Annotated in this window: 17 protein-coding genes; 9 read left to right on the plus strand and 8 right to left on the minus strand. The window is 67.0% G+C overall.

The annotated features are described in order from the left end of the window. Positions 1-145 precede the first annotated feature (145 nt). The 5 genes from D4765_RS13350 to D4765_RS13370 all read right to left on the minus strand — a co-directional run bounded on the left by D4765_RS13350 (position 146) and on the right by D4765_RS13370 (position 9,104). Positions 146-1,645: a rhamnulokinase gene (locus tag D4765_RS13350; RefSeq protein ID WP_237280431.1), complete on the minus strand. Its 1,500-nt coding sequence runs from the start codon at positions 1,643-1,645 to the stop codon at positions 146-148. Positions 1,646-1,739: 94 nt separating this feature from the next. Beyond that, positions 1,740-3,776 carry a bifunctional aldolase/short-chain dehydrogenase gene (locus D4765_RS13355; protein WP_136642798.1) on the minus strand — a complete coding sequence of 679 codons (2,037 nt, stop codon included), beginning with the start codon at positions 3,774-3,776 and terminating at the stop codon, positions 1,740-1,742. Positions 3,777-3,779: 3 nt separating this feature from the next. Then, entirely contained in the window at positions 3,780-4,949 is a 1,170-nt protein-coding gene (rhaI, locus tag D4765_RS13360) for an L-rhamnose isomerase (protein WP_136642799.1), read from the minus strand. Positions 4,950-4,965: 16 nt separating this feature from the next. Continuing rightward, complete coding sequence (locus tag D4765_RS13365) at positions 4,966-6,420, minus strand: L-fucose/L-arabinose isomerase family protein (RefSeq protein WP_136642800.1); 1,455 nt, start codon at positions 6,418-6,420, stop codon at positions 4,966-4,968. A 41-nt stretch (positions 6,421-6,461) separates the two neighbouring features. Beyond that, complete coding sequence (locus tag D4765_RS13370; protein WP_136642801.1) at positions 6,462-9,104, minus strand: glycoside hydrolase family 78 protein; 2,643 nt, start codon at positions 9,102-9,104, stop codon at positions 6,462-6,464. 190 nt (positions 9,105-9,294) lie between these two features. Here D4765_RS13370 and D4765_RS13375 point away from each other — a divergent pair, with 190 nt between their 5' ends. The 5 genes from D4765_RS13375 to D4765_RS13395 all read left to right on the plus strand — a co-directional run bounded on the left by D4765_RS13375 (position 9,295) and on the right by D4765_RS13395 (position 17,593). Next, entirely contained in the window at positions 9,295-10,236 is a 942-nt protein-coding gene (locus D4765_RS13375) for a carbohydrate ABC transporter permease (RefSeq protein ID WP_201799320.1), read from the plus strand. A 3-nt stretch (positions 10,237-10,239) separates the two neighbouring features. Beyond that, on the plus strand, positions 10,240-11,061 hold the full coding sequence (locus tag D4765_RS13380; RefSeq protein ID WP_136642802.1) for a carbohydrate ABC transporter permease: 822 nt from the start codon (positions 10,240-10,242) through the stop codon (positions 11,059-11,061). 70 nt (positions 11,062-11,131) lie between these two features. Beyond that, positions 11,132-12,406, plus strand: a complete 1,275-nt coding sequence (locus D4765_RS13385; protein ID WP_136642803.1) for an ABC transporter substrate-binding protein — start codon at positions 11,132-11,134, stop codon at positions 12,404-12,406. A 123-nt stretch (positions 12,407-12,529) separates the two neighbouring features. Further along, on the plus strand, positions 12,530-16,483 hold the full coding sequence (locus D4765_RS13390) for a glycosyl hydrolase family 2 protein (RefSeq protein WP_136642804.1): 3,954 nt from the start codon (positions 12,530-12,532) through the stop codon (positions 16,481-16,483). Between the two features lie 72 nt (positions 16,484-16,555). Next, positions 16,556-17,593 (plus strand): LacI family DNA-binding transcriptional regulator, encoded by a 1,038-nt coding sequence (locus D4765_RS13395; protein ID WP_136642805.1) that lies wholly within the window; start codon positions 16,556-16,558, stop codon positions 17,591-17,593. A gap of 28 nt (positions 17,594-17,621) precedes the next feature. Here the strand turns inward: D4765_RS13395 and D4765_RS13400 are convergent, their stop codons facing one another. From D4765_RS13400 to D4765_RS13410, 3 genes are read right to left on the minus strand one after another with little or no spacing between them, the layout of a single operon-like run. Continuing rightward, positions 17,622-18,263 (minus strand): hypothetical protein, encoded by a 642-nt coding sequence (locus D4765_RS13400; RefSeq protein ID WP_136642806.1) that lies wholly within the window; start codon positions 18,261-18,263, stop codon positions 17,622-17,624. Beyond that, positions 18,260-19,798, minus strand: coding sequence for a DUF4175 domain-containing protein (locus tag D4765_RS13405; RefSeq protein ID WP_136642807.1), 1,539 nt, complete (start codon positions 19,796-19,798; stop codon positions 18,260-18,262). The genes D4765_RS13400 and D4765_RS13405 overlap by 4 nt, the downstream gene beginning before the upstream one ends. 56 nt (positions 19,799-19,854) lie before the next feature. Further along, a complete protein-coding gene (locus tag D4765_RS13410; RefSeq protein ID WP_136642808.1) occupies positions 19,855-20,331 on the minus strand; it encodes a flagellar basal body-associated FliL family protein in 477 nt (158 codons plus the stop codon). A 201-nt stretch (positions 20,332-20,532) separates the two neighbouring features. Here D4765_RS13410 and D4765_RS13415 point away from each other — a divergent pair, with 201 nt between their 5' ends. The 4 genes from D4765_RS13415 (at position 20,533) to D4765_RS13430 (ending at position 24,973) form a co-directional block, all read left to right on the plus strand. Further along, positions 20,533-22,266 (plus strand): circularly permuted type 2 ATP-grasp protein, encoded by a 1,734-nt coding sequence (locus D4765_RS13415; protein WP_136642809.1) that lies wholly within the window; start codon positions 20,533-20,535, stop codon positions 22,264-22,266. After that, complete coding sequence (locus D4765_RS13420; protein ID WP_136642810.1) at positions 22,266-23,198, plus strand: alpha-E domain-containing protein; 933 nt, start codon at positions 22,266-22,268, stop codon at positions 23,196-23,198. Before D4765_RS13415 ends, D4765_RS13420 begins: the two co-directional genes overlap by 1 nt. After that, positions 23,195-24,040, plus strand: a complete 846-nt coding sequence (locus D4765_RS13425) for a transglutaminase family protein (RefSeq protein WP_136642811.1) — start codon at positions 23,195-23,197, stop codon at positions 24,038-24,040. The genes D4765_RS13420 and D4765_RS13425 overlap by 4 nt, the downstream gene beginning before the upstream one ends. 78 nt (positions 24,041-24,118) lie before the next feature. Further along, complete coding sequence (locus D4765_RS13430) at positions 24,119-24,973, plus strand: alpha/beta hydrolase (protein ID WP_136642812.1); 855 nt, start codon at positions 24,119-24,121, stop codon at positions 24,971-24,973. Positions 24,974-24,982 lie beyond the last annotated feature (9 nt).

The following is a 24,982-nucleotide window of genomic DNA, read 5'->3' on the forward strand; positions in this document are numbered from 1 at the left end:
GCTTTTCTCTCTGAATCGACGCTGATCTGAAGGGGTGCTGCGGGGTCGTGCAGGTGGTGCGGGTGGTGCGGGCCGGGAAAGGCGGCGCGGGCGGTGCGCGGTGTTTCGCGTCGAGCTGGTCGCGCGAGGCAGCCCGCAGCCCGCCCTACCGCCCCCGCGGCCGGTACCGCGTCGGCCGGAACGTCGCCGACACGACCGCCCGCAACGCCTCGAGCGAGCTGCCCACGGGCACCATGCCCGCCGCGCGCGCTTGCACGAGAATGTTGCCAATGGCCGTCGCCTCCACCGGCCCCGCCAGCACGGTCAGCCCAGTGCGGTCGGCGGTCAGCTGGCAGAGCAGCTCGTTCAGCGAGCCGCCCCCCACGATGTGGATCGCCGAGACGGTCTTGCCCGTCAACTCCGCCGCCTGCTGCACCGTCGTGGCATACGCCACGGCCAGGCTCTCGAGAATCGAGCGCGTGAACTCGGCGGGGTTCTGAGGCACAGCGACCCCGTGTTCTCGGCACCAGTCGGCGATGCGCGACGGCATGTCTCCGGGGGTGATGAACCGGTCATCCGCCGCGTCGAAGACGCTCACGGGTGCGGTGACAGCCGATGCTCGGGCGAGCAGTTCGGCGAGTTCGATGGGGGTTCCGGATGCCCGTTCCCACGTTCTGACCGACTCCGACAGCAGCCACAACCCTGACACATTCTTCAGGTACCGCACCCGCCCGTCGACGCCGCCCTCGTTCGTGAAGTTGGCGGCGCGGCCCTCCTCGCTCACAACGGGCGATTCGAGCTCGACTCCCACAAGCGACCACGTACCGCTCGAGATGTACGCGAAGTCGTCGTCGGTCGCGGGCACCGCGACCACGGCCGATGCGGTGTCGTGCGAGCCCACGAGCGTGACCCCTACGCCCGGCCCGGCACCCAGGTCGGAGGCCACCTCGGGCAGCAGTCGCCCGAGCGAACTCCCGGGTTCGGCGAGCCGCGGAAGAAGGCCCGCAGGCAGCCCGAGGCGCGTCATCAGCTCAGCATCCCAGCCGCGCGTGTGCGGGTTCAGCAGCCCGGTGGTCGACGCGTTCGTGATCTCGGCGACGCCCACGCCGGTGAGCCAGTACCCGAGCAGGTCAGGTATCAGCAATACCGTGTCGGCCAAGGCGAGGTCTCCGGATGCCCGGTCGGCAGCAAGCTGGAACAGTGAGTTGAACGGCAGATGTTGCAGCCCGTTCAACCGGTACAGTTCGGCCGGCCCGACCACCGAGTGCACGGCGGCAACCCCTGCCGTCGTGCGCTCGTCACGGTAGTTGTACGGAGCCCCGAGCATCCGGCCGCCCCGCAACAACGCGTAGTCGACCGCCCACGAGTCGACGCCGATCGACACCACGTCGGGCTCGTCGCGAAGTGCGCTGCGGAGCCCGGCGCCGACCGACCGGTACAACTCGAGGATGTTCCAGTGCAGCCCGAACGCAGCCTCGCCGCTCGCCTGGCCAGCGGCCGCTCCCGCACCCGCATCCGCATCCGCATCCGCGCGGCCTTCGTACACCCGCACAGGTTGATTCGGAAAGCGCGCCACATGCTGCATGCGCACCTCACCGTCGCCCACGTACCCGAGGATCACCCGCCCACTCGTCGCCCCCAGGTCGACCGCGACAACCGCGCTCACCGCCCGCTCCTCCCGCCGCCGCTCGTGAATCCGCCCGCGTTGGAGGAGAAGGAGGCGGTTGAGGAGCGGGCGGCGAGGGCGGCGGGCGGGTGGCTCATCGGAGGAAGGCGGCCGCGACGCCGGCGTCGACGGGGATGTGGAGACCGGTGGTGTGGGTGAGGTCGTGGCCGGTGAGCACGGCGACCGCGTTCGCGACGTGGTCGGGCAATACCTCACGGCCGAGGATGGTGCGCTTGGCGTAGTACGCGCCGAGCTCCGCTTCGGGCACCCCGTACACCGCAGCGCGTTTCGCGCCCCAGCCGCCGGAGAAGATTCCCGAGCCGCGAACGACACCGTCGGGGTTGATGCCGTTCACTTTCACCCCGTGTTCGCCGAGCTCGACCGCGAGCAGGCGCACCTGGTGTGCCTGGTCGGCTTTCGTCGCAGAGTACGCAATGTTGTTCGGGCCCGCGAAAACCGAGTTCTTCGACGAAATGTAGATGATGTCGCCGCCCATCTGCTGGTCGATGAGCACGCGGGCCGCTGCGCGCGACACCATGAACGAGCCTTTCGCCATGACGTTGTGTTGCAGGTCCCAGTCGGCGTCGGTGGTTTCGAGCAACGGTTTCGACAGCGACAGACCCGCGTTGTTCACGACGAGGTCGAGGCCGCCGAACGCGAGCACGGTGGCGTCGATCGCGGCCTGGATGTCAGAAGCCGAGGTCACATCGGCGCGCACCCCGATTGCGACATCGGTCGAGCCGAGTTCGGCGGCAGCATCCTGAGCCTTCTGCAGGTCGAGGTCGGCGATCACAACGCACGCGCCGTCGGCCGCGAGCCGGGTCGCGATGGCCTTGCCGATTCCCGATGCTGCACCCGTGACGAGCGCGATACGCGTCGCATGCGACGCGGGTTTGGGCAGCCGGGCGAGTTTGGCTTCTTCGAGGGCCCAGTACTCGATACGAAACTTCTCTGCCTCATCGATCGGCGCGTACGTCGAGAGCGCCTCGGCACCGCGCATCACGTTGATCGCGTTCGTGTAGAACTCACCCGCGACCCGGGAGGTCTGCTTGTTGGCCCCGTAGGAGAACATGCCCACCCCGGGAATCAGAACGATCGCGGGGTCAGCGCCTCGCATGGCGGGCGAACCTTCGACCTTGTTGCGGTCGTAGTACGCCGCGTACTCGGCACGGTATTCGGCGTGCAGCTCCTTCAAGCGGGCGATCGACTCCTTGACCGTCGCGGTGCCGGGCAGGTCGAGGATCAGCGGCTTCACTTTGGTGCGGAGGAAGTGATCGGGGCATGACGTGCCGAGCGCACCCAGCCGGGGGTGCTCGGCCGAAGCCAGGAAGTCGAGTACCACGGGCGTGTCGGTGAAAGACCCGACCATGGGCCGGTCGACCGACGCGAGGCCGCGGATGCTCGCGCCGAGCGCGGCAGCTTTCGCGCGCCGCTCTTCTTCGGGCAGGGCCTCGTAACCGGCGAGTGCGGGCCCGAACGGCAGTGCGCGGCCGTGCTCGGCGATGTACGCCTCAGCGGTGTCGATGATCCAGAGCGAGTTCGCTTCGGCCTCGTCTGACGTGTCGCCCCACGCGGTGATGCCGTGCCCGCCGAGAATGCAGCCCACAGCGGCGGGGTTGGCGTCTTTGATCGCGGCGATGTCGAGGCCGAGCTGAAAACCGGGGCGCCGCCACGGCACCCAGACCACCTTCGAACCGAAGATCGTGGTCGTGAGGGCTTCCCCGTCGGCCGCGGTCGCGACAGCGATACCGGAGTCGGGGTGCAGGTGATCGACGTGGGCTGCGTCGACGAGGCCGTGCATGGCCGTGTCGATCGAGGGTGCAGCGCCGCCCTTGCCGAACAGGGTGTAGTCGAACGCGGCAACCATTTCGTCTTCGCGCTCAACACCGGGATACACGCTCACGAGCGATCGCAGCCGGTCGACCCGCAACACGGCGAGTCCCGCCTCTTTCAGCGTTCCGAGGTCGCCGCCCGAGCCCTTCACCCACAACAGTTCGACGGGCTCGCCCGTGACCGGGTCGAGTTCCAAACCCTTCGCAGAGGTGTTACCCCCGGCATAATTCGTGTTCCTCGCATCGGAACCCAGACGATTCGAACGAGCAATCAGTTCAGCTGCGGTGGTGTTGGTCATGGTTCAGGCTCCCCAGCTCGCTTGTTGGCCGCCGACACGGGTTTCGGCGATGTTCTTCTGGTACCCCGAGGCGAGGTACGCCTTCATCGGGTCGGCCGGCAGGCCGCGACCCTCACGCCACTCGGCCAGGGCCGGGCGAACGTCGGTGTAGAACGCGTCCATCAGAATGTTGTTGGCGCCGAGCACGTCTTCGGCATTCTGCGCGGCGTCGAGCGCTTCGGTGTCGACCAGCAACGCACGAGCCGTCATCTCCTGAACATTCAGCACCGAACGAATCTGGCCGGGAATCTTGTCTTCGACGTTGTGGCACTGGTCGAGCATGAAGGCAACCGGTGAGCCGGGGCCGTAGCCGCCGCCGCGCACGACCTCGAAGAGAATTCTGAACAGCTGGAACGGGTCGGCCGCCCCCACGATGAGGTCGTCGTCGGCGTAGAAGCGCGAATTGAAGTCGAACGAGCCGAGCTTGCCGAGGCGAAGCAACTGCATGACGATGAATTCGATGTTCGTGCCGGGCGCGTGGTGGCCTGTGTCGAGGCAGACCAGGGCGCGGTCGCCGAGCGCGGAGACCTGGGCGTACGAGGTTCCCCAGTCGGGAACATCGGTGTGGTAGAAAGCGGGCTCGAAGAATTTGTACTCGAGCACCATCCGCTGCGATTCACCGATGCGGTCGTAGATTTTCTGCAGCGAGTCGGCGAGGCGGTCCTGGCGGCCGCGCAGGTTGCCCTGGCCGGGGTAGTTGGTGCCGTCGGCGAGCCAGATCTTGAGGTCTTGAGATCCGGTCGCATCCATCACGTCGATGCACTCGAAGTGATGGTCGATGGCCTTCTGCCGGATACCTGCGTCGATGTGTGTCAGGCTGCCGAACTTGTACGCGTCGTCTTGGAACGTGTTCGAGTTCACCGTGCCCACCGTCACGCCGAGTTCGGCGGCTGTGTCGCGGAGAGCGTCGTAGTCGTCGACCTTGTCCCACGGAATGTGCAGCGCGACCTTGGGTGACAACCCCGTCACCTTGTTCACCTGCGCGGCGTCGGCCAGCTTCTCCTGGATGGTGCGAGGGGTGCCTGGTGTCGAGAACACCTTGAAACGGGTGCCCGAATTGCCGAATGCCCATGACGGCAGCTCGATGACCTGCGACTCGAGCTGCGACAGTAGTGAACTGCTGAGTGTGCCCATGATGATGATCCTTTTCTTACTTCACTGAGACTTGACGAAACTCGATGCCCATGAGGCTTGCTGCTGCTTTGAAATCTGCCGCGCGGTGGCCGGTGGCCAGCGCCCAGTGGTGGTCGGTGCCGGTGGCGCTCCACTCGTCGACCCACTCACCTGGGTCGCAGCCGAAGTCGACGCGTGAGGTGGTGTTGCCGATCGCGAGCAGCGGGCCCGGCACGACGGTTCCTTCGGAGGCCACGAAGACGTAGCTGCCGTCGTGCTCCTGCCCCACGCCGAACACCGTCACGGGCCCGTGCTTCACGTCGAACTCGACGCTCACGCCGTAGCCGCGCTTGCCGTGAAAGACACCGAGGCCGCGAAGAAGCGGGCCGCCCGCGCTGATGGCGAGGTGCGCCGGGCCGTCGTGGCCCATCTCGACCACGTTGTCGGTGAAGTTCAGCGCCTGTATCTCGGTGAACGACCCGCCCGCCCCGAGCGCGTGCGACGCAAGCATGGCGATGCTGGTGCGCAACTCGAACTCGCCGACCGTGGGGATGCCGCGGGCGGTGAGCAGGGATGCCCCCAGAATCATGCCCGCACCGAGACGTTCGTGCAGCTCTCCGCCGAGCCCCCGGTGGTAGTAGGCCAGCGAGTCGAGGTCGAAGTCGCCGATCAGCCGGTCGAGCCCCACTGAGACGCGGGCGCCCCACGCGAAGTCGTCGTCGTTCACCGAGTCGTCGAGCGTGAACACTTCGCGGGCGAGTTGCATGCGCTCGCGAACCTCAGCATCGGTGACGGCATCGACTCGCACGCGCAGGTCGTCGAATTCGAGAATCTCGATGTGCGACCCGAAGGTGGTCGACACGGTGGTGAGGTCGGTCGAGACGTCGAGCATGCCCGGGTAGAGGTGACCCATCAGCCCGTGACGGGCGTTCTTCAGCCGCGCACTGACACCCGCCGCGTGCACCCAGCGCTCGATCCGCACCCAGGCCGACTCCTGCTTCAGATGACCCGAGACCGAACGAAACGGGATGCTCGCCCGACGGAACACGTTCGCAACTTCAGGCACGGGGCACTGCCCGCAGTACGCGAGCCACTTGCCGGTGTCGAAGTTCGCGTGGTCCATCGCTTCGGTGGGCTGCAGATCGATCAGCAGTACGGGAGTGTTGGTTCGTTGGGCGATCGGCAGAACCATCGACGACGTGAGGTAGGTCGAGAGAAAGATGACGATGAGGTCGCAGTCGGCCACGCGCAACTGCTCACCGGCCTTCAGCGCCTCGGGGGCATCCGACACGAACCCTGCATCGACCACGTCGGCGTCGAGCTGCCTGAACCGGTCGGTGATGTACCCGGCCGAGAGTTTCAGCTGCGGCAGAAGGTCAGGAAACTGCGGCCAGTAGGTGCCGAGGCCGCCCGAGACGAGCCCGACGCGGGTCTTTCGCCGCGTGAACGGCTCGAGCGACGCATGCAGTGCGTTCGAGGTGGTGTGGGTCATGGGCTGTTCCTGTGCAAGGGGATGGGTGCCGGGAGACGAAATCAGGCGTGGGCGAGCGCCAGCGTCGACGTGAAGTGGTGTTGGCCCGAACCCACCTCGACGGTGTCTCCGCCGGGAACCACGACGGTCGCCGTGACGCCGGGGGGCACCTCGACGTCGAGTGTGAAGGCGTCACCCTCGAGAGACCAGGCCGAACGGATGAGGCCGCGCACACTTTCGTAACTGGCCGCGGCAGAGGTGAGCGAGCCGCCCACGCGCGGAGCGATGTGCAGGCGCTCGTAGGCGACCGACGTGGCCGCCTGCTCGATGCCGGCCACGTAGCGGTAGAGCCATTCGCCAACAGAGCCCAGCGAGTAGTGGTTGAACGAGTTCATCTCCACCGCCTGGAACCCGGCGTGTTCGGTCCAGCCGTCCCACCGCTCCCAGATGGTCGTGGCGCCCTGGCGAACCGAGTAGAGCCACGAGGGGTACCGGTCGGTCTCGAGCAGGGCGAAAGCGAGGTCGTCGCGGCCGATCTCGCTGAGCACGGGGCAGAGCAGCGACACCCCGACGAACCCGGTGGTCAGCAACCCGTCATGCGCGTCGATCGCTTCGGCAAGGTGCTTCGCAGCGTTTTCACGGTGCTCGCCCGAAACCAGGTCGAAGGCGAGTGCGAGCAGGTAGTCGGTCTGGGTGTCACCTTCAAGGCGGCCATCCTGACCCGTGAAGGTGTCGACGAAGGCCTGCTTGATGCGGGCGGCGAGCTCACCGTAGTGCGCGGCGTCGGCGGTCTTGCCGAGGGCTTCGGCCGACTTCGCCACGAGCTCGGCCGAGTGCGCGAAGTAGGCGGTGGCCATGAGCGGGCGCGGGGTGAGGGCATCGATCTGCAGCCAGTCGCCGTAGTGGTTGCCCACGCGGCGGGTCCAGATGAGGTTCGGGTTGTGCTTCTCGATGAAGTCGACCCAGCGGGTCATCGACTCGTACGAGGTCTCGAGCAGACGCAGATCGCCATACACCCGGTAGAGGTGCCACGGGATGATCACGCCGGCGTCGGCCCACGCCGGAGCCCCGTCGGCGAAGAACTGCGACACCACCGGTGCCACGTCGGGAAACGAGCCCTCAGCGGTCTGGGCGCCGCGTACGTCGGCGAGCCAGCGGGTGAAGAACGAGGCCACGTCGGCGTTCAGGGCCGCCGTGGGCAGAAAGACCTGGGCGTCGGCCATCCAGCCGAGCCGCTCGTCGCGCTGCGGGCAGTCGGTGGGCAGCCCTACGAAGTTGCCGCGTTGGCCCCAGGCGATGTTGCTGATCAGCTGATTGACGTCGGCGCTCGACGTGGTGATCGTGCCGGCGGGTGGCGTGGCGCTCGAGAGTACAACGGCCGTGACGCGCTCAAGCGGCACCGGCTCGTCGAGGCCCTCGATCTCGAGGTAGCGAAAGCCGTGCAGGGTGAAGGTCGGCTCGAAGACATTGCTGTCGGCGCCGGCCGACACGTACACGTCGCGCTGCTGGGCCGTGCGAAGGTTGGCCGTGTACAGCTCGTCATTCTCCAGCACCTCGCCGTGCTTCAGGATGATCGACCGATCAGCCGCGAGAGGCCCGAAGTCGACGCGCACGCGCCCCACCAGGTTCTGGCCGAAGTCGTAGAGCGCGCGGCCATGGGCATCGATGACCACGCTGATCGCGGGTAATTCATCGATGACCTCGATGGGGGCATCCACCTGGGCCAGAAACGTGCTGAAGTCGTCGGTGCGAGTGGCGACCGGCGCCCAGCCGGAGGCGTCGTACTCGGGTGTGTTCCAGGCGCCGAGGTCGCGGCGGGCATCGACGTACTCGCCCATGAGCAGGTCGGTGTAGAAGATGCGGCCGTTCGCGGTCTGCCAGCTGTCATCGGTCACGATGCGGTCGGTGCTGCCGTCGGCGTAGGTGATCTCCAGCTGGGCCCAGGCCTCAGAGGTGACGCCGTAGTGGTTGCCCTGGCGTCGGGCGTCGAAGCCAACGTAGCCGGCCCACCAGCCGTCAGCCAGCACGATGCCGATGGCGTTCTCGCCCTCCTTCACCTGGTCGGTGACGTCATAGGTCTGGTACTGCAGGCGCTCGGTGTAGTCGGTCCAGCCGGGGGCGAGTTCGGCGCTGCCGAGACGGTCGCCGTTGAGGTGCGCGGTGTAGATGCCGTGTGCGGTCGCGTAGAGGCGGGCGCTGGCGATGGGGCCGCGGGCCGTGAAGGCGCGGCGCAGGTACGCGGCCGGCGGAACGTGGCGCATCGAGGTGGGGATGTCGTCGTCGACGGGCGGGTCGAACTCGCGCTCGGGAATGTCGTACGTGGTGTCGGCAGCGACCCAGCCGCCCGCGAAGTCGTCTCGCTCGAGCAGGCCTGTCTCGAACCAGGCCGTGCCGGCCTCGATGACCGTCTGGTCGGTGTCTCTGAGCGTCAGGCTCCACGTGTAACGGGTGCGCGAGTTCAGTGGCCCGTCGTACGTGACCCCCACGGCGGTGCCGGCGTCGACCCAGCCCGTGCTCCAGGCCGCGCTGCCGATTGCGCTCTGGTCGGCGCTGCCCTCGGACGACACGTCGACCCTGTAGGCAGCAGCGGCGGCACCTGAAACGGTGCTCTTCAGTCGCCACGAGAGCCGAGGGGCTGAGATGTCGATGCCGAGAGGGTTTTCACGGTATTCGGTGCGCAGGGCGTAGGCCTGAAGAGTGGTCATTGTGCGGTGCAATCCTTTGATCTGCAAGGCAGGTCTTCGCTGACGCTGCGAAACAATAATTACCACAATCGAAACGTTTCACAAAGCGCGTTGCGATATTCGATGGCGGCTCCAAGACGTTATTCTTCTGTTACTTTTTGGCATATTGACTAATGAACGTGTTCATGCGTAAGTTGTGCTGAGTTCACAGTTGAAACGAATCACAAGCGACGAGGAGGTCGTGATGGCGTTAGAGCGCACAGCTCGACGACGACCCGGTAAATCAAACTTCGGGGTCAAGCGCGGGGCATGGATCTTTTTGCTGCCTGCCGCGGCGATCTACCTGTTCGTTGTTCTGTGGCCGAGCATCCAGGGTGCCGGATTCGCGCTGACCGACTGGAACGGCCTCAACCCGGTCAAGAACTTCATCGGTTTCGACAACTTCGTGAAGCTGTTCAACGACCAGAAGGCCCTCACCTCGGTGTGGCACACGCTCGTGATCGCCGTCACCATCACCGTCGTGCAGAACCTCGTGGGGCTGCTGCTCGCCCTCGGGGTGAACACTCGCATCAAGTCGCGCAATGTCTTGCGGGTCGTGCTGTTCGCTCCCGCGATCATCACGCCGGTGGCCACGGGGTACCTGTGGCAGAACCTGCTCGGCCAGAAAGGTGCGGTCAACGAGTTTCTCGGCTTTCTGGGGTTGCCGCCGCACACCTGGCTGGGTGACAGCAACACCGCCATCTGGGCTATCTGCGTGGTCATCGTGTGGCAGTTCGCCGGCTACTCGATGGTCATCTTTCTCGCCAACCTGCAGGGCATCTCGCAAGAGGTCATCGAAGCCTCGAAAATGGACGGCGCCGGGCCGATCAGGCGGTTCTGGTCGATCATCCGCCCCGAACTCGCGCCGTCGATCACGATCAACCTGATGCTCTCGATCATTGGCGGCCTGAAGATCTTCGACCAGGTCTGGGTCATGACCGGCGGCGGGCCGGGTGGCTCGACCGAGACGATGTCGACCTTTCTCTACAAGAACGCCTTCCAGTTCGGTGACTTCGCGTATGGCATCGCCATTGCCGTGGTGCTGACCGTTCTGGTTGCCATCATCTCTGCCGGGCAGTTCGCGTTGCTCGGCCGCCAGAACAAGGGAGACTGACCCGTGGAGCGTTACACCTGGAAGACGGGCATCCTCGAAGTCGTCATGATCGTGGTGGCCGCGATCTTCTTCATTCCCCTTTTTGTGCTCATCAGTACTGCGTTCAAGGCCACCAACGACCCTTCTGGTTCGCTGCAGCTGCCCGCCAATTTCACCTTCGTCAATTTCTCGAACGCGTGGACAGAGGGGCACCTCGGCAACGCGCTGGCCAACAGCGCCACGGTCACCGTGGTCAGCGTGATTCTGCTCATCGTGCTGTCATCTCTCGCGGCATACCCGCTGGCCCGGGTGACCAAGCGCTGGTCGAAGCTGGCGTTCGCCGGGTTTCTGATCGGGCTGCTGCTGCCCTTCCAGCTCGCCCTCATCCCGCTCTACCAGACCATGCGCGACCTGCACCTGCTCGGCACGGTATGGGCGCTCATTCTCTTCTACGTGGGACTGCAGATGCCGTTCTCGATCTTTCTGTACACCGGGTTTCTGCGGGCGCTGCCGATCGAATACGAAGAAGCCGCTGCCATCGACGGCTCTGGCCTGTTCTCGACGTTCTGGCGGGTGCTTTTCCCGCTGCTTCGGCCCATCACCGGCACCGTGGCCATTCTCAACGTGATCACGATCTGGAACGACTTTCTCACGCCACTGCTCTACCTCAGCGGCTCAGGCCAGCAGACGGTGCCCGTGGCGCTGTTCGCCTTCGTCGGTCAGTACGTCTCGCAGTGGAACCTCGTCTTCGCCGGCCTCATCATCAGCATCTTCCCGATTCTGCTCGTCTACTTCCTCTTGCAGAAGACGGTTATTCAAGGCTTTGCCAGCGGGCTCAAAGGCTAGTCACATCAGCCGGCTCGGCAAGAAAGGCTTCGGCGTCTGTCGGGGCACCCACCACAAAGGAGACAATCACATGCGCTACAAAGCAGTAGGCGCCCTAGCGGCGAGCACGTTGCTCGTGCTCGGTCTGGCGGCCTGTTCCAACGACACCGGCGGCTCGTCGGCCAATGGCAAGACCACCCTCACCTGGGCCTCGACCACCAGTGAGAAGCCGGCCGTCGACGCCATCGTCGCGGCCTACGAGAAGGCGAACCCCGACGTCACCATCACCACCACGACGTCGGACACCGACAACTACCAGACCACCCTCCGCACGCAGCTCTCGAGCGGCACTGCCCCCGATGTGTTCTTCGTGTGGCCAGGCGACGGCAACCCGATGGCCATGACGGTCGTTCAGAAGGCCGGCCTCATCGCCGACCTCTCGAATGAGCCATTCGCTGCGAACATCCCCGCCGGCATCAAGCCTGTCAGCCAGATCGGCGGTAAGACCTACATCGCCCCCGTCACGTTCTCGGGTATCGGCGCCACCTACAACACCACGGCCCTCAAGGCGGCGAACCTGACGGAGCCCACCACGTGGACCGAGCTGCTCAAGTTCTGCGGCGACGCCAAGGCCATCGGCAAGGCCGCGTTCGCGCTCGCCGGCGGTACCCCGTGGAACACGCAGCTGATTCCCTACGCTTTGACACCGACGCTCGTCTACGGGCCCACGCCCACCTTCGCGGCCGACATGTCGGCCGGCAAAGTCACCTTCGCCACGTCGGCGTGGAAGACGGCGCTTGACAAGTACAAGCAGATGCAAGACTCTGGGTGCTTCCAAGACGGCGACCTCGGCACCGCCTACGAAGACGCCCTCAAGCTGGTCTCGACCGGTGACGCGTTCGCTTCGGTTCAGGTGAACTCCTCGATCACCGCGATGCAGCAGGCTGCCCCGAGCGGAACGACTTTCTCGTTCGACCCGCTGCCCGCAAACGATGACGCGACCTCGACCCGCATGGCAGGCGCCGCCGGTGCATCGTACGGCGTGAATGCCTCATCGAAGGTCAAAGATGCCGCGATCAAGTTCGTCGACTACCTCGCGTCGGCGGATGGCACTGCGGTGTACTCCACCGCCGCTGCCGGTATTCCGGCCATCCCGATCTCGACGTTCAAGGTCGACCCTGCTCTCGAGAACTTCGTGAAGTACCAGACCGCTGGCAAGACCGACCCGTTCATGGATCAGCTGTGGCCGAACTCCAAGGTTCAGCAGGTTCACTTCGAGGTTCTGCAGCAGCTGCTCGCCGGTTCGCTCTCCTCGACTGATGCACTGAAGCAGATGGATGCCGCCTACGCCGAGGGCGAAGGCTAAGCACCACCACCCGAGGGCCCGGTTCGCTCTTTCGAACCGGGCCCTCGTCATACCCCGAACAACTCCGGCGCGGCACACAGTCGCGGCCCCGGCCCAGATCCAGCCGAAAGCAGCTCTCCCGTCATGTCTGATGAACTCGTTCGTCGTTTCGAAGACCCCGCCCCCACCTACGGCCCCGTACCGCTCTGGTGGTGGAGCGGCGAGAAGCTCGAGCCCGCCCGCCTCCGCTGGCAGATGCAGCAGCTGGTCGCGCAGAACGTGCACCAGGCCGTGGTGATGAACCTCGCTCCGACCGGGCCGCTGTACGGCGCCCTCGCCGACGACCCGCCGTTCATGTCAGACGAGTGGTGGGTCATCTTCGAAGGTGCCTGCCGCGACGCAGACGAGCTGGGCTTCCAGCTCTGGTTGTACGACCAGATCGGCTTCTCGGGCGCGAACATCCAGGGCCACCTCGTCGCGGCGAACGCCTCGCTGGCCGGGCAGTCGCTCGGCAGCGTTCGGGTCGACGTTTCTGGCGAGACCACCGTGTCGGCCCCCGAGGGGTCGACCGCGCTTGCGGCGTGGTTCATTGCTCCGGATGCCCCCACCTCGCTGCCCGTCACGCTCGACGGCAACGCCGCCACCATCTCTGCCGCGGGTGGCGCGCTCGTGGTGGCCTTCGCCGCCACCCGCGGTTTCGACTACTTCTCGCGCGACGCCTCGGCCGAGCTCATCGACGCCATCTTCGGCGAGTACTCCCGGCACGTGGGCCAGTGGTTCGGCACGGCAATCGGCGGCGTCTTCCAAGACGAACTGCCCGACATGCCCAGCTGGTCGAAAGACTTCGCGGCCGAGTTCGAGGCATCGGCGGGCTACGACCTGCTCACGCTGTTGCCGGCGCTCTGGGGCGACCCGCTCGCCGAGGGCGACACCCGCGACCCCGGCGTTGTTCGAGTCGACTACCACCGCACCCGCGCCCGGCTCGGCGAGGAGGCGTTCTTCACCCCCCTGGCCCAGTGGCTCGCGGGCGCCGGCCTCGAGTGTGGCTTCGACCAGCAGTCCCCCGCTCGTGAGGGCGACCCGGTGGGTGCCACCCGGCTCTACGGCGATTACCTCAGCACTCACTCGCAGTACGGCATTCCGGGCAGCGACCACTGGGGCGACTCGAAGATCCACAGCTCGATGGCGCACGCGAACGGCCACGAGCGGGTCTGGATCGAGTCGTTCCACTCGTCGGGCTGGGGCGGAACCCTCGAAGAGACCTATGACTGGCTGAGCCCGTACTTCCGTCGCGGCGCGAACCTGTACGACCCGCACGCGGTCTACTACTCCACTCGGTCGGGGTGGTTCGAGTGGGCGCCGCCGTCGACGTGCTGGCGCCAGCCGTACTGGCCCGCCTACGGTGAGTTCGCTCTGGCGATCGCCCGTATCTCGTCGACGCTGACGATGGGGGAGCACCGGGCATCCACTGTTCTCTTCTACCCCACCGAGAGTGCACAGTTCGACGTGACGGTAGAGGGCTTCGACCTCGGCGAGCAGCGCTCCACTGCGCACTACCACGAGCTGAACGGCGCCACCTCGTGGTTCGCCGAACGCCGCGGCCTGCTCGAGAGTGCCGGCGTCGACTACGACATTCTCGGCAGCGACACGGTCGCCCGCGCGGTCGTCGACGACGGCGAGCTCCTCATCGGCACCGGCCGGTTTGTGAACGTGGTACTGCCCGACGTGCGGGTCGTGAGCGCTGAAACCGCCCGCGTGCTGCTCGAGTTCGCCCTGAACGGCGGGCTCATCGTGGCAACGGGTGTGCTGCCGAGCATCTTCACGGGTGCCGACGAGAGCGTTGCGGCCGAGCTGCGTGATGGCTTCGCTCTGGCCTGTGAAGCCGGGCGGGTTCGCCTTCTCGAAAGCCCCGACGAGGTGGCGGCGGCACTGCTCTCGCCTCGGGTCGAGGTCACGGCCGACGCCCCCGTCATGCTCCGCCAGGTGGGCGACGCGCACCTGGTCGCCCTCATCGCGCACGACGAGCAGACCGGAACCGTGCAGCCCCTGCTGCCCGGCTTCGAAGACTCGGCCTGGGTCGAGGGTGGTGGCAGCTTCAACTGGAAGGTCTACTGGCACCAGCTCGCCACCGATGGCTACACCTTCGTGCCGCCCACCGGCCGGACGTTCACCGTTTCGGTCTCGGGGCTCGGCGACGCCCCGCTCACGGTTCAGCAGTGGGATGCGCGCACCGGCAAGCGGTACGCGGTGCCGTTCACCCACACTGACGGAACCATCACCGTGCACTCGGAGTTCTCGAGCGGCTCGATCGAGTTTCTCGTCATCGCGCCGTCGCTGCCAGAGCCCACGGGCAACCGCCAGGGCGACCTCGAGACCACGCTCGTGCTCGACGGTGACTGGGGCCTGACGGCCGAGTCGACGCTCGACAACCAGTGGGGTGACCTCGGCGCGAAGAGCGAGACCGGCATCATTCCCATTCAGGTCTGGCAGTTCGAGCACGAAACCGATGAGGCACCCGAAGCGGGCTTCGCCACCGGCGACACTGTGACGGCCACCTTCGGCCCGCTCGCGCTGGTCTCGGGCCCGGGCGACGACTGGAAGCCGTCGACGTTCTCGCTCTCGCGCGGCATTCAGAACGACACCATTCACGACGAGACCCTCGGCCCCAACGGCTACGTTCCCGAAGAGTTCTTCGCCTGGGCCGACGCCCAGGCCGGCGAGACCTACCGGGTTCGCGCCACCATCGAGGTGCCAGAAGGCGACGCCCTCACATTGGTCGTCGGCACCAACGGCACCCGCATCGTGCGCCTCGACGGAGCACTGGCCCCGACCACCGGTGACGGCTACCTCAGCCACACGCCGGTGTCGCCCGCTGCCGCCGTCGACCTCGAACTCGAGATCACCGCAGTGACCACCCAGCCGCTGCGGGCGTACTTCGCCCTCACGAGTGACGTCTCCGCTTTCGCCCGCCCCGAGTGGATCGTGCCGGCCGACGGCTCTGCCCGCTCGACCGGGGTCACCTTCAGCACGAGCTTCGAGCTCGACGGCAGCGAGACCGACCCGCGCATCCAGGTCTCGAGCGAAGCGCCCACCATCATTCTGGTGAACGGCACCGAGGTGGGCCGGCAGGGCGACTTCGACCCCTACAGCGTCAAGCGCTTCACCCGCGTGCACCCGTACAACGTGGGTGCGCTGCTGCACGAGGGCAGCAACGTCATCGAAGTCAACTGTGTCGACGTGGGGCGCCCCATCGCGCTGCGGGTCGACTCCGTGCCGCGCGTGTTGGGTGGCCTGGGTCTTGCGACCACCACCTCGTGGGCGGCCACCCGCGAGGGCGACCCCATCGCACTGGCCTACCGGCTCGCCCAGTGGGAGGACCCCCGTTACGGCTGCATCGTGCCACGCCCGCACCCGCTGCAGGCGGCCACCTGGCTCGAAACCGAGGCGCAGAGCGACACCGTCGTCTCGCTGGTTCCGGATGCCCGGCCGGCCCCCGGCCGCACCGAACGCCTGCGCTTCGCCGTGCCCATCGGCGCCACCCGCATCGAGGTGCCCTCGGCACAGCCGTTCACCGTCTCAGCCAGCGCGGGCCTCACCGTGACGCAGAGCGGAGCCGTATTGCAGCTGGCGCGCCCTGCCGCCGCCGGCGAGACGATCACGCTCGTCTTCACGCCGCAGGGCGGCCGTCGCGGTGGCGCGCTGCTCGACGGGCCGCTGACGGTCGAGACCGGCGAGCAGGCTGCAGAGCTTCTGCCGTGGTCAGAACTCGGGCTCGGCTCACTCGGCGGTGCGGTGCACTACCGGCGGAGCATCCGGGTGCCAGAGGGCAACGCGGCGGCGACACTGCTCGATCTGGGTGCGGTGCGCGGCACCGCGAGCGTGTCGATCGACGGCACTGTGGCGACGACGCTGTTCGCGGCTCCCTGGGTTGCCGATCTCAGCGACTTCGTCAAGCCCGGTACCGAACACGAGCTCGTTGTCACCGTGCGCGGTACCTTGGCGCCGTACGTGCAGTACGCTTCCCCCACGTCTGCTGTCATGGCAGGCCAGACGGTGCACGGGCTCTTCGGGCCGGTGCGGTTGGTGAAGCGGGCCTGAAAGCGGGCCTGAACGCGGCTCGGCCGAGTGCGGAGCAGATGATTCGAGAGTGTGTGACGAAAGGGTGACGACATGGCAGCAGTGAACGTTCGTGATGTCGCTGCCCTGGCCGGGGTGTCACTCGGCACGGTCTCGAATGCGCTGAACCGGCCAGACCGGGTGTCGCCGTCGACCCTGCGACGGGTGCACGATGCCATCGACAAGCTCGGTTTTGTGCGCAATGACGCGGCCCGGCAGTTGCGAGCCGGCCGCAGCCGGAGCATCGGGCTGCTGGTGCTCGACATCGGCAACCCGTTCTTCACCGACCTCGCCGAGGGCGCCGAAGACCGGGCGTCAGAGGCGGGGTTCGCCATGCTGCTCGGCAACAGCCACGGCAGCGCCGCCCGCGAGACGGCGCACCTGGCGCTGTTCGAAGAGCAGCGGGTGCGCGGCATGCTCATCTCGCCCGTGGCGGAGATCTGGCCCCAGGTGACGCGCCTTCGCACCCGAGACATTCCCACCGTTCTGGTCGACCGCGCCATCTCCGACACCTCGTTCTCCTCGGTGTCGGTCGATGACGTGGCCGGCGGCGCGCTCGCCGTGGAACATCTGCTGTCGATCGGCCGGCGCAAGATCGCGTTCGTCGGCGGGCCCACCAAGATCAGGCAGGTCGCCGACCGGCTCGAAGGGGCCAGTCGAGCCCTCAACTCGGTGCCGGGTGCCACCCTCGAGGTGCTGGGCACACGGGCCCTCACTGTGCTCGAGGGTCGGCGCATCGGCGAACTCATCACCGCCAGAGCGCCGGGAGCCAGGCCCGACGCCGTGTTCGCCGCCAACGATCTGCTCGCCGTAGGAGTGCTGCAGGGACTCACCATGGTGAGCAACCTGCGGGTACCCGACGACATCGCCCTCATCGGGTACGACGACATCGCGTTCGCGTCGGCCACCGTGGTGCCGCTCACTTCCATTCGCCAGCCGAGCACGCTCATCGGCCGCACCGCCGTCGAACTGCTGCTCGCCGAGTCAGAGAACTCGGCAGATTACGAGCCCCAGCAGGTGGTGTTCGCCCCCGAACTCGTCGTGCGCGACTCGACCGCTCTCGTCGTGGCCGAGCCGGTGCTCGCGGGCTGAGCGCGCTTGTGGCGCACCGAGAAGGTCGTCACGAGCTGAGGTAGCGCAACCAGACGGTCGCGTTCTTGCAGGCATCCTGGTTCACCGGTTTGTTGATGAAGCCGATGGATGCCCCACCGAACGCCGCGCCCTCACCGGGGTCGATCGTGCGGTTCACCGCCATCTCCGAGTTCGCCAGTTCGTAGTCGCTGGCATCGCACGCGGCGAGGGGTGATCCGTCTGCGGCGGTGACCGCGCTGATACTGACGGTGATGCGGGTGACGTAGACGCTGTGGGCGCCGTCGTTGGAGACGATGCCGGCGAGGGCGCTGGCCGGGGCATCCGGAGCCAGCCCCGCGTTCGTGGAGGTCTGCACGATGGCGAGCGTCACGGTTCTGTCGGGGGTGTCGCCGTCATTGCCCTGATCTTCCGAGCCGATGCCGCCCGGGCCGCCGATGCCCGGCGTGCACTGCCCGACGGTCACCGCCAGTGCGGGCGAGGCCGGGCCGCTCGCCGTACCGAGCATTGCCGCCGCGACCGCAAGCAGCACCATTGCGGCCGAGAGTCTCCTCCGACCGCGCCGCCGACTCCGCGCGAGCAGCACGAGCACGCCCACCAACACGAGCGCCAGCGCGACTCCGAGCGGCCAGAGCGGTGCCAGGCCGGTGTTCGCCAGCGGTTCGCACGTCACAGCGTCACGTTGAAGGCCGTGCTGAGAATGCTGGTTGCACCCGTCGAGGCAGCCTGCAGGGTGTACCCGTTGCCCACGGCGAGCAGCCCGTTGATCTGAATGGTACTGAAGGTTGCCGTACCGCTCACCGCCGTCACCGTGGTGGTGCCGCCGATGGTGCCGAGCAGCCCGAGCAGGCTCGAGTTCGCGCTGATCGAGAGCGTGACCGCGCCCGATCCCACGTTGCCGAACTGGTCGGCGATCGTCACCTGCAGCGCCGGAGTCATGTTCGTGTTCTGTTTGACGCTCGCCGCCGGGTTCACCGTGAACGTGAGCACTGGTGTGCCGATGGTGATCGTCGCTGTCTGTGTGGCGGAGGTGAGCCCGGTGATCGCCGCCGTCAGGGTGGGTGTGCCAACCCGCTTGTCGCCGTAGAAGAACGTCGTCGTGCTCACCCCGGCGGCGAAGCGCACCAGAGCAGTTGTCGTGGCAACGGTGGTCGGGGCGAAGACGGTGCCCGTGGTGCCGGCCGTCGACGTGGTGGTCAGCACCACCGTGTACCCGCCGGTCGGTGCAATCGCAGCGTTGTCGAACGCATCCTGCAGCGCCAGGGTCACCGGCCCGAGGTTGGCGCTCGCCGAGGTGGTGGCGGTCAGGGCCGCCGACGTGAAGACCACTTTGCTGGGCGCGGCCGCGGTCACGGTGAACGCCGAACTGGTGGCGCCCGTGAGCCCGGTACTGGATGCCGCCAGCGTGTACCCGACGCCGGCCTTGTTCACCGAGAGGGTCGAGAAGGTGGCCACACCGCTCGCGTTCGTCGTGGCGGTGAGGGTTCCCGACAGCGTTCCCGCCGCCGGGTTCGTGGCGATGGCGAGTGTGATGCTCGTTCCGGCCACCGGTACGGCCACGCTGGCCGACGTCTCGACGGTGACGGCAACGCCCGGGCTGACGGCGACCCCGGCCACCACGGCCGAGGGCTGCGTGGTGAAGACCAGCTTGGTCGGGATGCCCACCACGACGGCTGCGCTGGCGGTACTCGAGGCCGTCCATGTAGCGCGTACGGCGATGACGGTGTACGTGTAACTGCCGTTCACCGTCACGGTGTCGCTGCAGGAGAGCGCAGTGATCAGGGCGCTCGCCGAGGTGCCGCACGCAGCAGAGGCCACGCTGCCGATCGTGCGCGTGACGTAGTAGCCGGTGGGCGCCGGAACGCTGCTCGACGCGGTGAAGCTCACGGTGAGTGTTCCCGTGCTGGTCGCCGGAACCGTCACGGCCGTCGCCGGGTTCAGTGTTCCCGTTGTCGCTGTGCCTACGCCCTTGCCGGTCGAGCGCCAGAACGCTTCAGCGGGGCTGGAGCCGGCCCCGCCCGCCAGTGCCAGCACCAGAACGAACGCCAGAACCGCCAGGCCCCACCTCGCGGAGCCCCATTTCACTGTGCCCCATTTCACTGTGCCCCACCTCGTCGTGCCCCACCTCGCGGCGCGCACGACGAACGGCAGGGCGCCCCACGATGTTCCGTGAGACTCCCTGCCGTGTCGGGGTGGTGCGGTGTTCATGGTTCAGCTGTCCGTTCCCGGCGCTCCTCGGGTGGTGGGGGCCAGGCCCCTGGCGGCTAGCTGGCTGCGAAGTACAACGGAACAGCGGCACCCTTGCAGGCGTTCTGGTTCGCTGCTGTGTTGTTCATGGTGATGGTCACGGTGCCGGTGAGGGTACCAGCGGGGGCAATGGTGCCGAAGATCACGACGGGGGTGCCCACCGTGTAGTCGGCAGCCGAGCATCCGGGAACCGTGGTCCAGGCAGCACCGGTCGACGTGGCGACGGCCGCGGTGATGGCGGTGAGGTTCTGGTTGCCGGTACCGGGGTTCGTCACGATGAAAGTGACGGTGTCGGTGGGGCCACCGGGCGTGAGGGCTGAGCCGGCCGTTGTCGAGGCGATGGTGAAGGCGGTGTCGGTGCCCGTGGTGGCGCTGCCGACGCCGGTGCCCGTCGAGGTCCAGTAGGCGAAGGCTGCGCCGCCTCCGGCGAGAACGAGAACGGCTGCTGTCACGATGACTGCGATGCGCTTCTTGCTGCTTGTGAATCTAGACATTTTTCCCCCAGGGGTCGGCAACACGGCGATCGCGATGTTCGGCGTCATCACATCAGTTCTGTCACCAGCACGGGGGCATGTCACCCTAACTGTGCAAGAACGCCGACACCTGCGTACCCCGTTCTGACCACGGCTGAAGCGCGTGTGAGCCGCAAATATCCCAGAAACACACCGGCAACACACGGCCACTAGGCTCGCACCATGGTTGACCTGTTCGCCGGCTATGGCGCCACACTCCTGCCCCGTAAGCCCATCAAAGGGGCGCCCGCCTTCGACGAGATGTTCCCTGAGCCGAGCTCGTCATCGCCCGTCGAAGCCCGCGCTGCGTACAAAGACATCTACAACGCGCTGGCTCGCATGACGCAGGAAGAACTGCGTGGTCGCACCGACGCACTCGCCAGTTCGTACCTCGCCCAGGGTGTGACGTTCGACTTCGCGGGTGAAGAGCGGCCCTTCCCGCTCGACGCGGTTCCCCGGGTCATCGAACAGAAGGAGTGGGTGAACGTCGAGGCGGGCATCAAGCAGCGCGTTCGTGCGCTCGAAGCCTTTCTCGCCGACATCTACGGGGCGCAGTCGGCGGTGCGCGACGGGGTGATTCCGGCCGGGCTGGTGAGTTCATCCAGTCACTTCCACCGAGAGGCGGCTGGCATCGTCTCGGCGAACGGCGTGCGCATCCAGGTCTCGGGCATCGACCTCATTCGCGACGAGCAGGGTGCCTGGCGCGTGCTCGAAGACAACGTGCGGGTTCCCTCGGGTGTGAGCTACGTCATCTCGAACCGCCGGGTGATGGCGCAGACACTGCCCGAACTCTTCGTATCGATGCGGGTGCGACCGGTGGGTGACTACCCCAACAAGCTGCTGCAGGCGCTGCGGGCAAGCGCCCCCGAGGGTGTCGAAGACCCCAACGTGGTCGTGCTCACGCCCGGCGTCTACAACTCGGCCTACTTCGAGCACACCCTGCTCGCCCGCCTGATGGGCATCGAGCTCGTCGAGGGCCGCGACCTGTTCTGCTCCGGCGGCCGGGTCTGGATGCGCACCACCGCCGGCCCCACCCGCGTCGACGTCATCTACCGACGTGTCGACGACGAGTTTCTCGACCCATTGCAGTTTCGTGCCGACTCGATGCTCGGCTCGCCCGGCATTCTGCTCGCGGCGCGCCTGGGCAACGTCACCATCGCGAACGCGGTGGGCAACGGCGTGGCCGACGACAAGCTCGTCTACACCTACCTGCCCGACCTGATTCGCTACTACCTCAGCGAAGAACCGCTTCTGCCCAACGTCGACACGTGGCGGCTCGAAGACCCGGGAGCCCTCGAAGAGGTGCTCGACCGGCTGAGCGAGCTCGTGGTGAAGCCGGTCGACGGCTCGGGTGGCAAGGGGCTCGTCGTGGGCCCGGCAGCCTCGGCGAAAGAACTCGACGCTCTTCGCAAACGCCTGCTCAAAGACCCCCGCGGCTGGATCGCGCAGCCCGTGGTGCAGTTGTCGACCATTCCGACCCTGGTCGAAGAGGGCATGCGCCCGCGGCACGCCGACCTCCGCCCGTTCGCGGTGAACGACGGCAAAGACATCTGGGTGCTGCCCGGCGGCCTCACGCGCGTGGCTCTTCCCGAGGGTGAGCTCGTGGTGAACTCCTCGCAGGGCGGAGGCTCGAAAGACACCTGGGTGGTGGGCTTCGCGGGTGGTTTCTCGCCCATCGACGGCACGGCGCAGGTGGCCCAGAACATTCAGGGGCTGGTGGCCGACCAGGCTGCGAACACGCAGGCCATCCCGATCGTGAAGCACGTGCCCGACCAGTCACCCTACGACAAGCCGCGCTCGCACCAAGACCAGCAGGAGCAGCAACAGCAGGAGCAGCAGCAGCAGCACGCCCCCTTGCCGCCGCTGGTGCTGGGTGAGAAGCTGACTGCCGTCGACACCACCGTGGGAGCCGAGTAATGCTGAGCCGTATTGCCGAAAGCCTGTTCTGGATCGGGCGCTACATCGAACGAAGCGACGGCACCGCCCGCATTCTCGACGTGCACCTGCAGCTGCTGCTCGAAGACCCGTGGATCGAGGAGAACCTCGCCTGCCGTTCGCTGCTGGCGGTGATGGGCGCCGAGATACCTCCGGATGACCATGAACTGACCCGCGCCGACGTGCTGGCGATTCTCGCGGTCGACCGCGCGCAGCCCGCGTCGATCGCCTACTCGCTGGGCGCCGCTCGCGAGAACGCGCGGCGCGCCCGCGAGATCGTGTCAACAGAGCTGTGGGAGTGCCTGAACACGACTCGCGCAAAGATGCCGCGAAAGATCGCCGTCGAGAAGACGCACGAGTTCTTCGCCTGGGTGCGCGAGCGCTCGGCGCTGGCCGTGGGAATTCAGGAGTCGGCGGCCTCGCGCGACGAGGCGTGGCACTTCTTCACCCTCGGCCGCTCGCTCGAACGGGCCGACATGACGGCCCGTCTGCTCGCGACCCGCTCGCTCACCGAGGCCAGCGGCCCGTCGTGGACCACGATCCTCCGCTCGTGCGGGGCCTATGAGTCGTACCTGCGCACCTACCGCGGCGTACCCTCCGCCCGCAACGCCGCCGAGTTTCTGCTGCTCGACCGGCTCTTTCCCCGCTCGATTCTGTTCTCGGTCTCCCGTGCTGAGCAGAGCCTTCGCGACATCGAACCCCGAAACACCCGGCTTGCCGTCACCGACCAGGCCCAACGCCTGCTCGGACAGATTCGCAGCCAACTGGAGTACCGACCGATCATGGACATTCTGCACGACCTGCCGCACCAGATGGACCTGGTTCAAGAGGCCACAAGCGAGGCATCCGAGGCCATTCGCCAGCGCTACTTTCCAACCAATGCGGCGCCGAGCTGGGTGGGAGAGAACGTATGAACCGCTTGCGTATTCGCCACGTCACCGGCTATCGCTACGAGGGCGAGGTGCAGGCGTCGTACAACGAGGCCCGCATGCTCCCCGTGTCGAGCGAGGGCCAGTTCGTGCTCTACTCGAACCTCGACATCACCCCGCTCTCGTCGAACCACACGTACCTCGACTACTGGGGAACCCGCGTGTCGTCGTTCGAGGTGCTCACACCCCACAAAGAGCTGAGCCTCACGGCGAACTCGTTGATCGAGGTTCGGCCGCGCGAGCATCCGCCCCACGTGCTGACCTGGGATGCCCTGCGTGACGCTGCGGCGAAGGTGACGTCGACCATCGAGCAGGTCAAGCAGACCGGGCTCACCGAGCCACCAGACGAGGTTGCCGCACTCGCCCGGGAGATCGCCGCCCGGTACGACAACGCGTGCGACGCGGCGCTCGAGATCTGCAGCGAGATCGGCCGTCAGGTGCAGTACATGACGGGGGTGACCGGCGTGCACACCAACGCCCGGGAGGCGTGGGTCGAGAAGAAGGGCGTCTGCCAGGACATCACGCACATCGCGCTCGGCGCACTTCGCTCGGTCGGAATTCCGGCGCGCTACGTGTCGGGCTACCTGCACCCGAAACCGTCGGCCGCGGTCGGCGAGACCGTCACCGGTGAGTCGCACGCGTGGGTCGAGTGGTTCTGCGGTGACTGGCGCGGGTTCGACCCCACCAACTCCATCGACATCGGCGATCGGCACGTCACAGTGGGTCGCGGGCGCGACTACAACGACGTCGCGCCGCTGCGCGGGGTGTACGCGGGGCCGTTCGGATCGCGCTTGTTCGTGAAGGTCGAGATCACGCGCGAGGTGTGAGGGGCGGCCGGCGCGGGCGGCTGGGCCAGGCGGCTGGCCCAGACGGCTGGCGTGCAGCCTGCGGTGGCACAATGAAGCGTGGCTACTTTCAACGATGAACAGGGCGTGCCGATCAGCTACTACCAGTGGCTGGTTCCGGATGCGCGGGCGATCGTGCAGCTCGCACACGGGCTCGGCGAGTACGCACTGCGCTACGAGCAACTCGCCATCGAGCTGAACAATGCGGGCTACTCGGTGTACGCGAACGATCACCGGGGCCACGGTCAGACCGGCCTCGCCCAGTACGGCGGCGATCGGGCGAAACTGGGGCGGCTCGGCCCCGGCGGACTGAGGGCCACGGTGGCGGGCATCCGGCAGTTCACGGCGCTCATCAACAGCCAGAACCCGGGCGTTCCCATTGTGCTGCTCGGGCAGAGCTGGGGCTCGCTGATGGCGCAGAAGGTGTTGAACCTGTCATCGGCGCCCTACGCCGGGGCAGTACTGGTGGGTACCGCGTACCGCATGCCGGGTTCGATGGATGGCGGTGACCTCTCGCGTCGGCACCGCCCGGCCGACGGATCGGGCCACGGCTACGAGTGGCTGAGCCGCGACGTGGCCGTGCAGACCGCCGCCGCGGCCGACGACCTCATGTTCGATGCGAAGGTGCTCGCCCTCTTCGGCGTGGCCGACGGGCTGCGGCTCTTCGGGCGGCCGGCGCGCGGGCTCGACTCCGAGGTTCCCGTGCTGATACTGGCTGGAACCGACGACGTTCTGGGCGGCGAGCAGAGCGTGCAGAAGCTGGCCGCCGCCTACCGCGCCAGAAGCGGCCTGCACGATGTGACGGTCATCACGTATCCGGATGCCCGCCACGAGGTTCTGCGGGAGACCAACCGCGACGAGGTCGTCGCCGACCTCCTCGCCTGGCTCGGCGCCCGCTTCGTCGCCACCCCCTGACCCACCCAC

Origin of the sequence: Subtercola vilae, from assembly GCF_004923255.1 — a bacterium.
GTDB lineage: Bacteria > Actinomycetota > Actinomycetes > Actinomycetales > Microbacteriaceae > Subtercola > Subtercola vilae.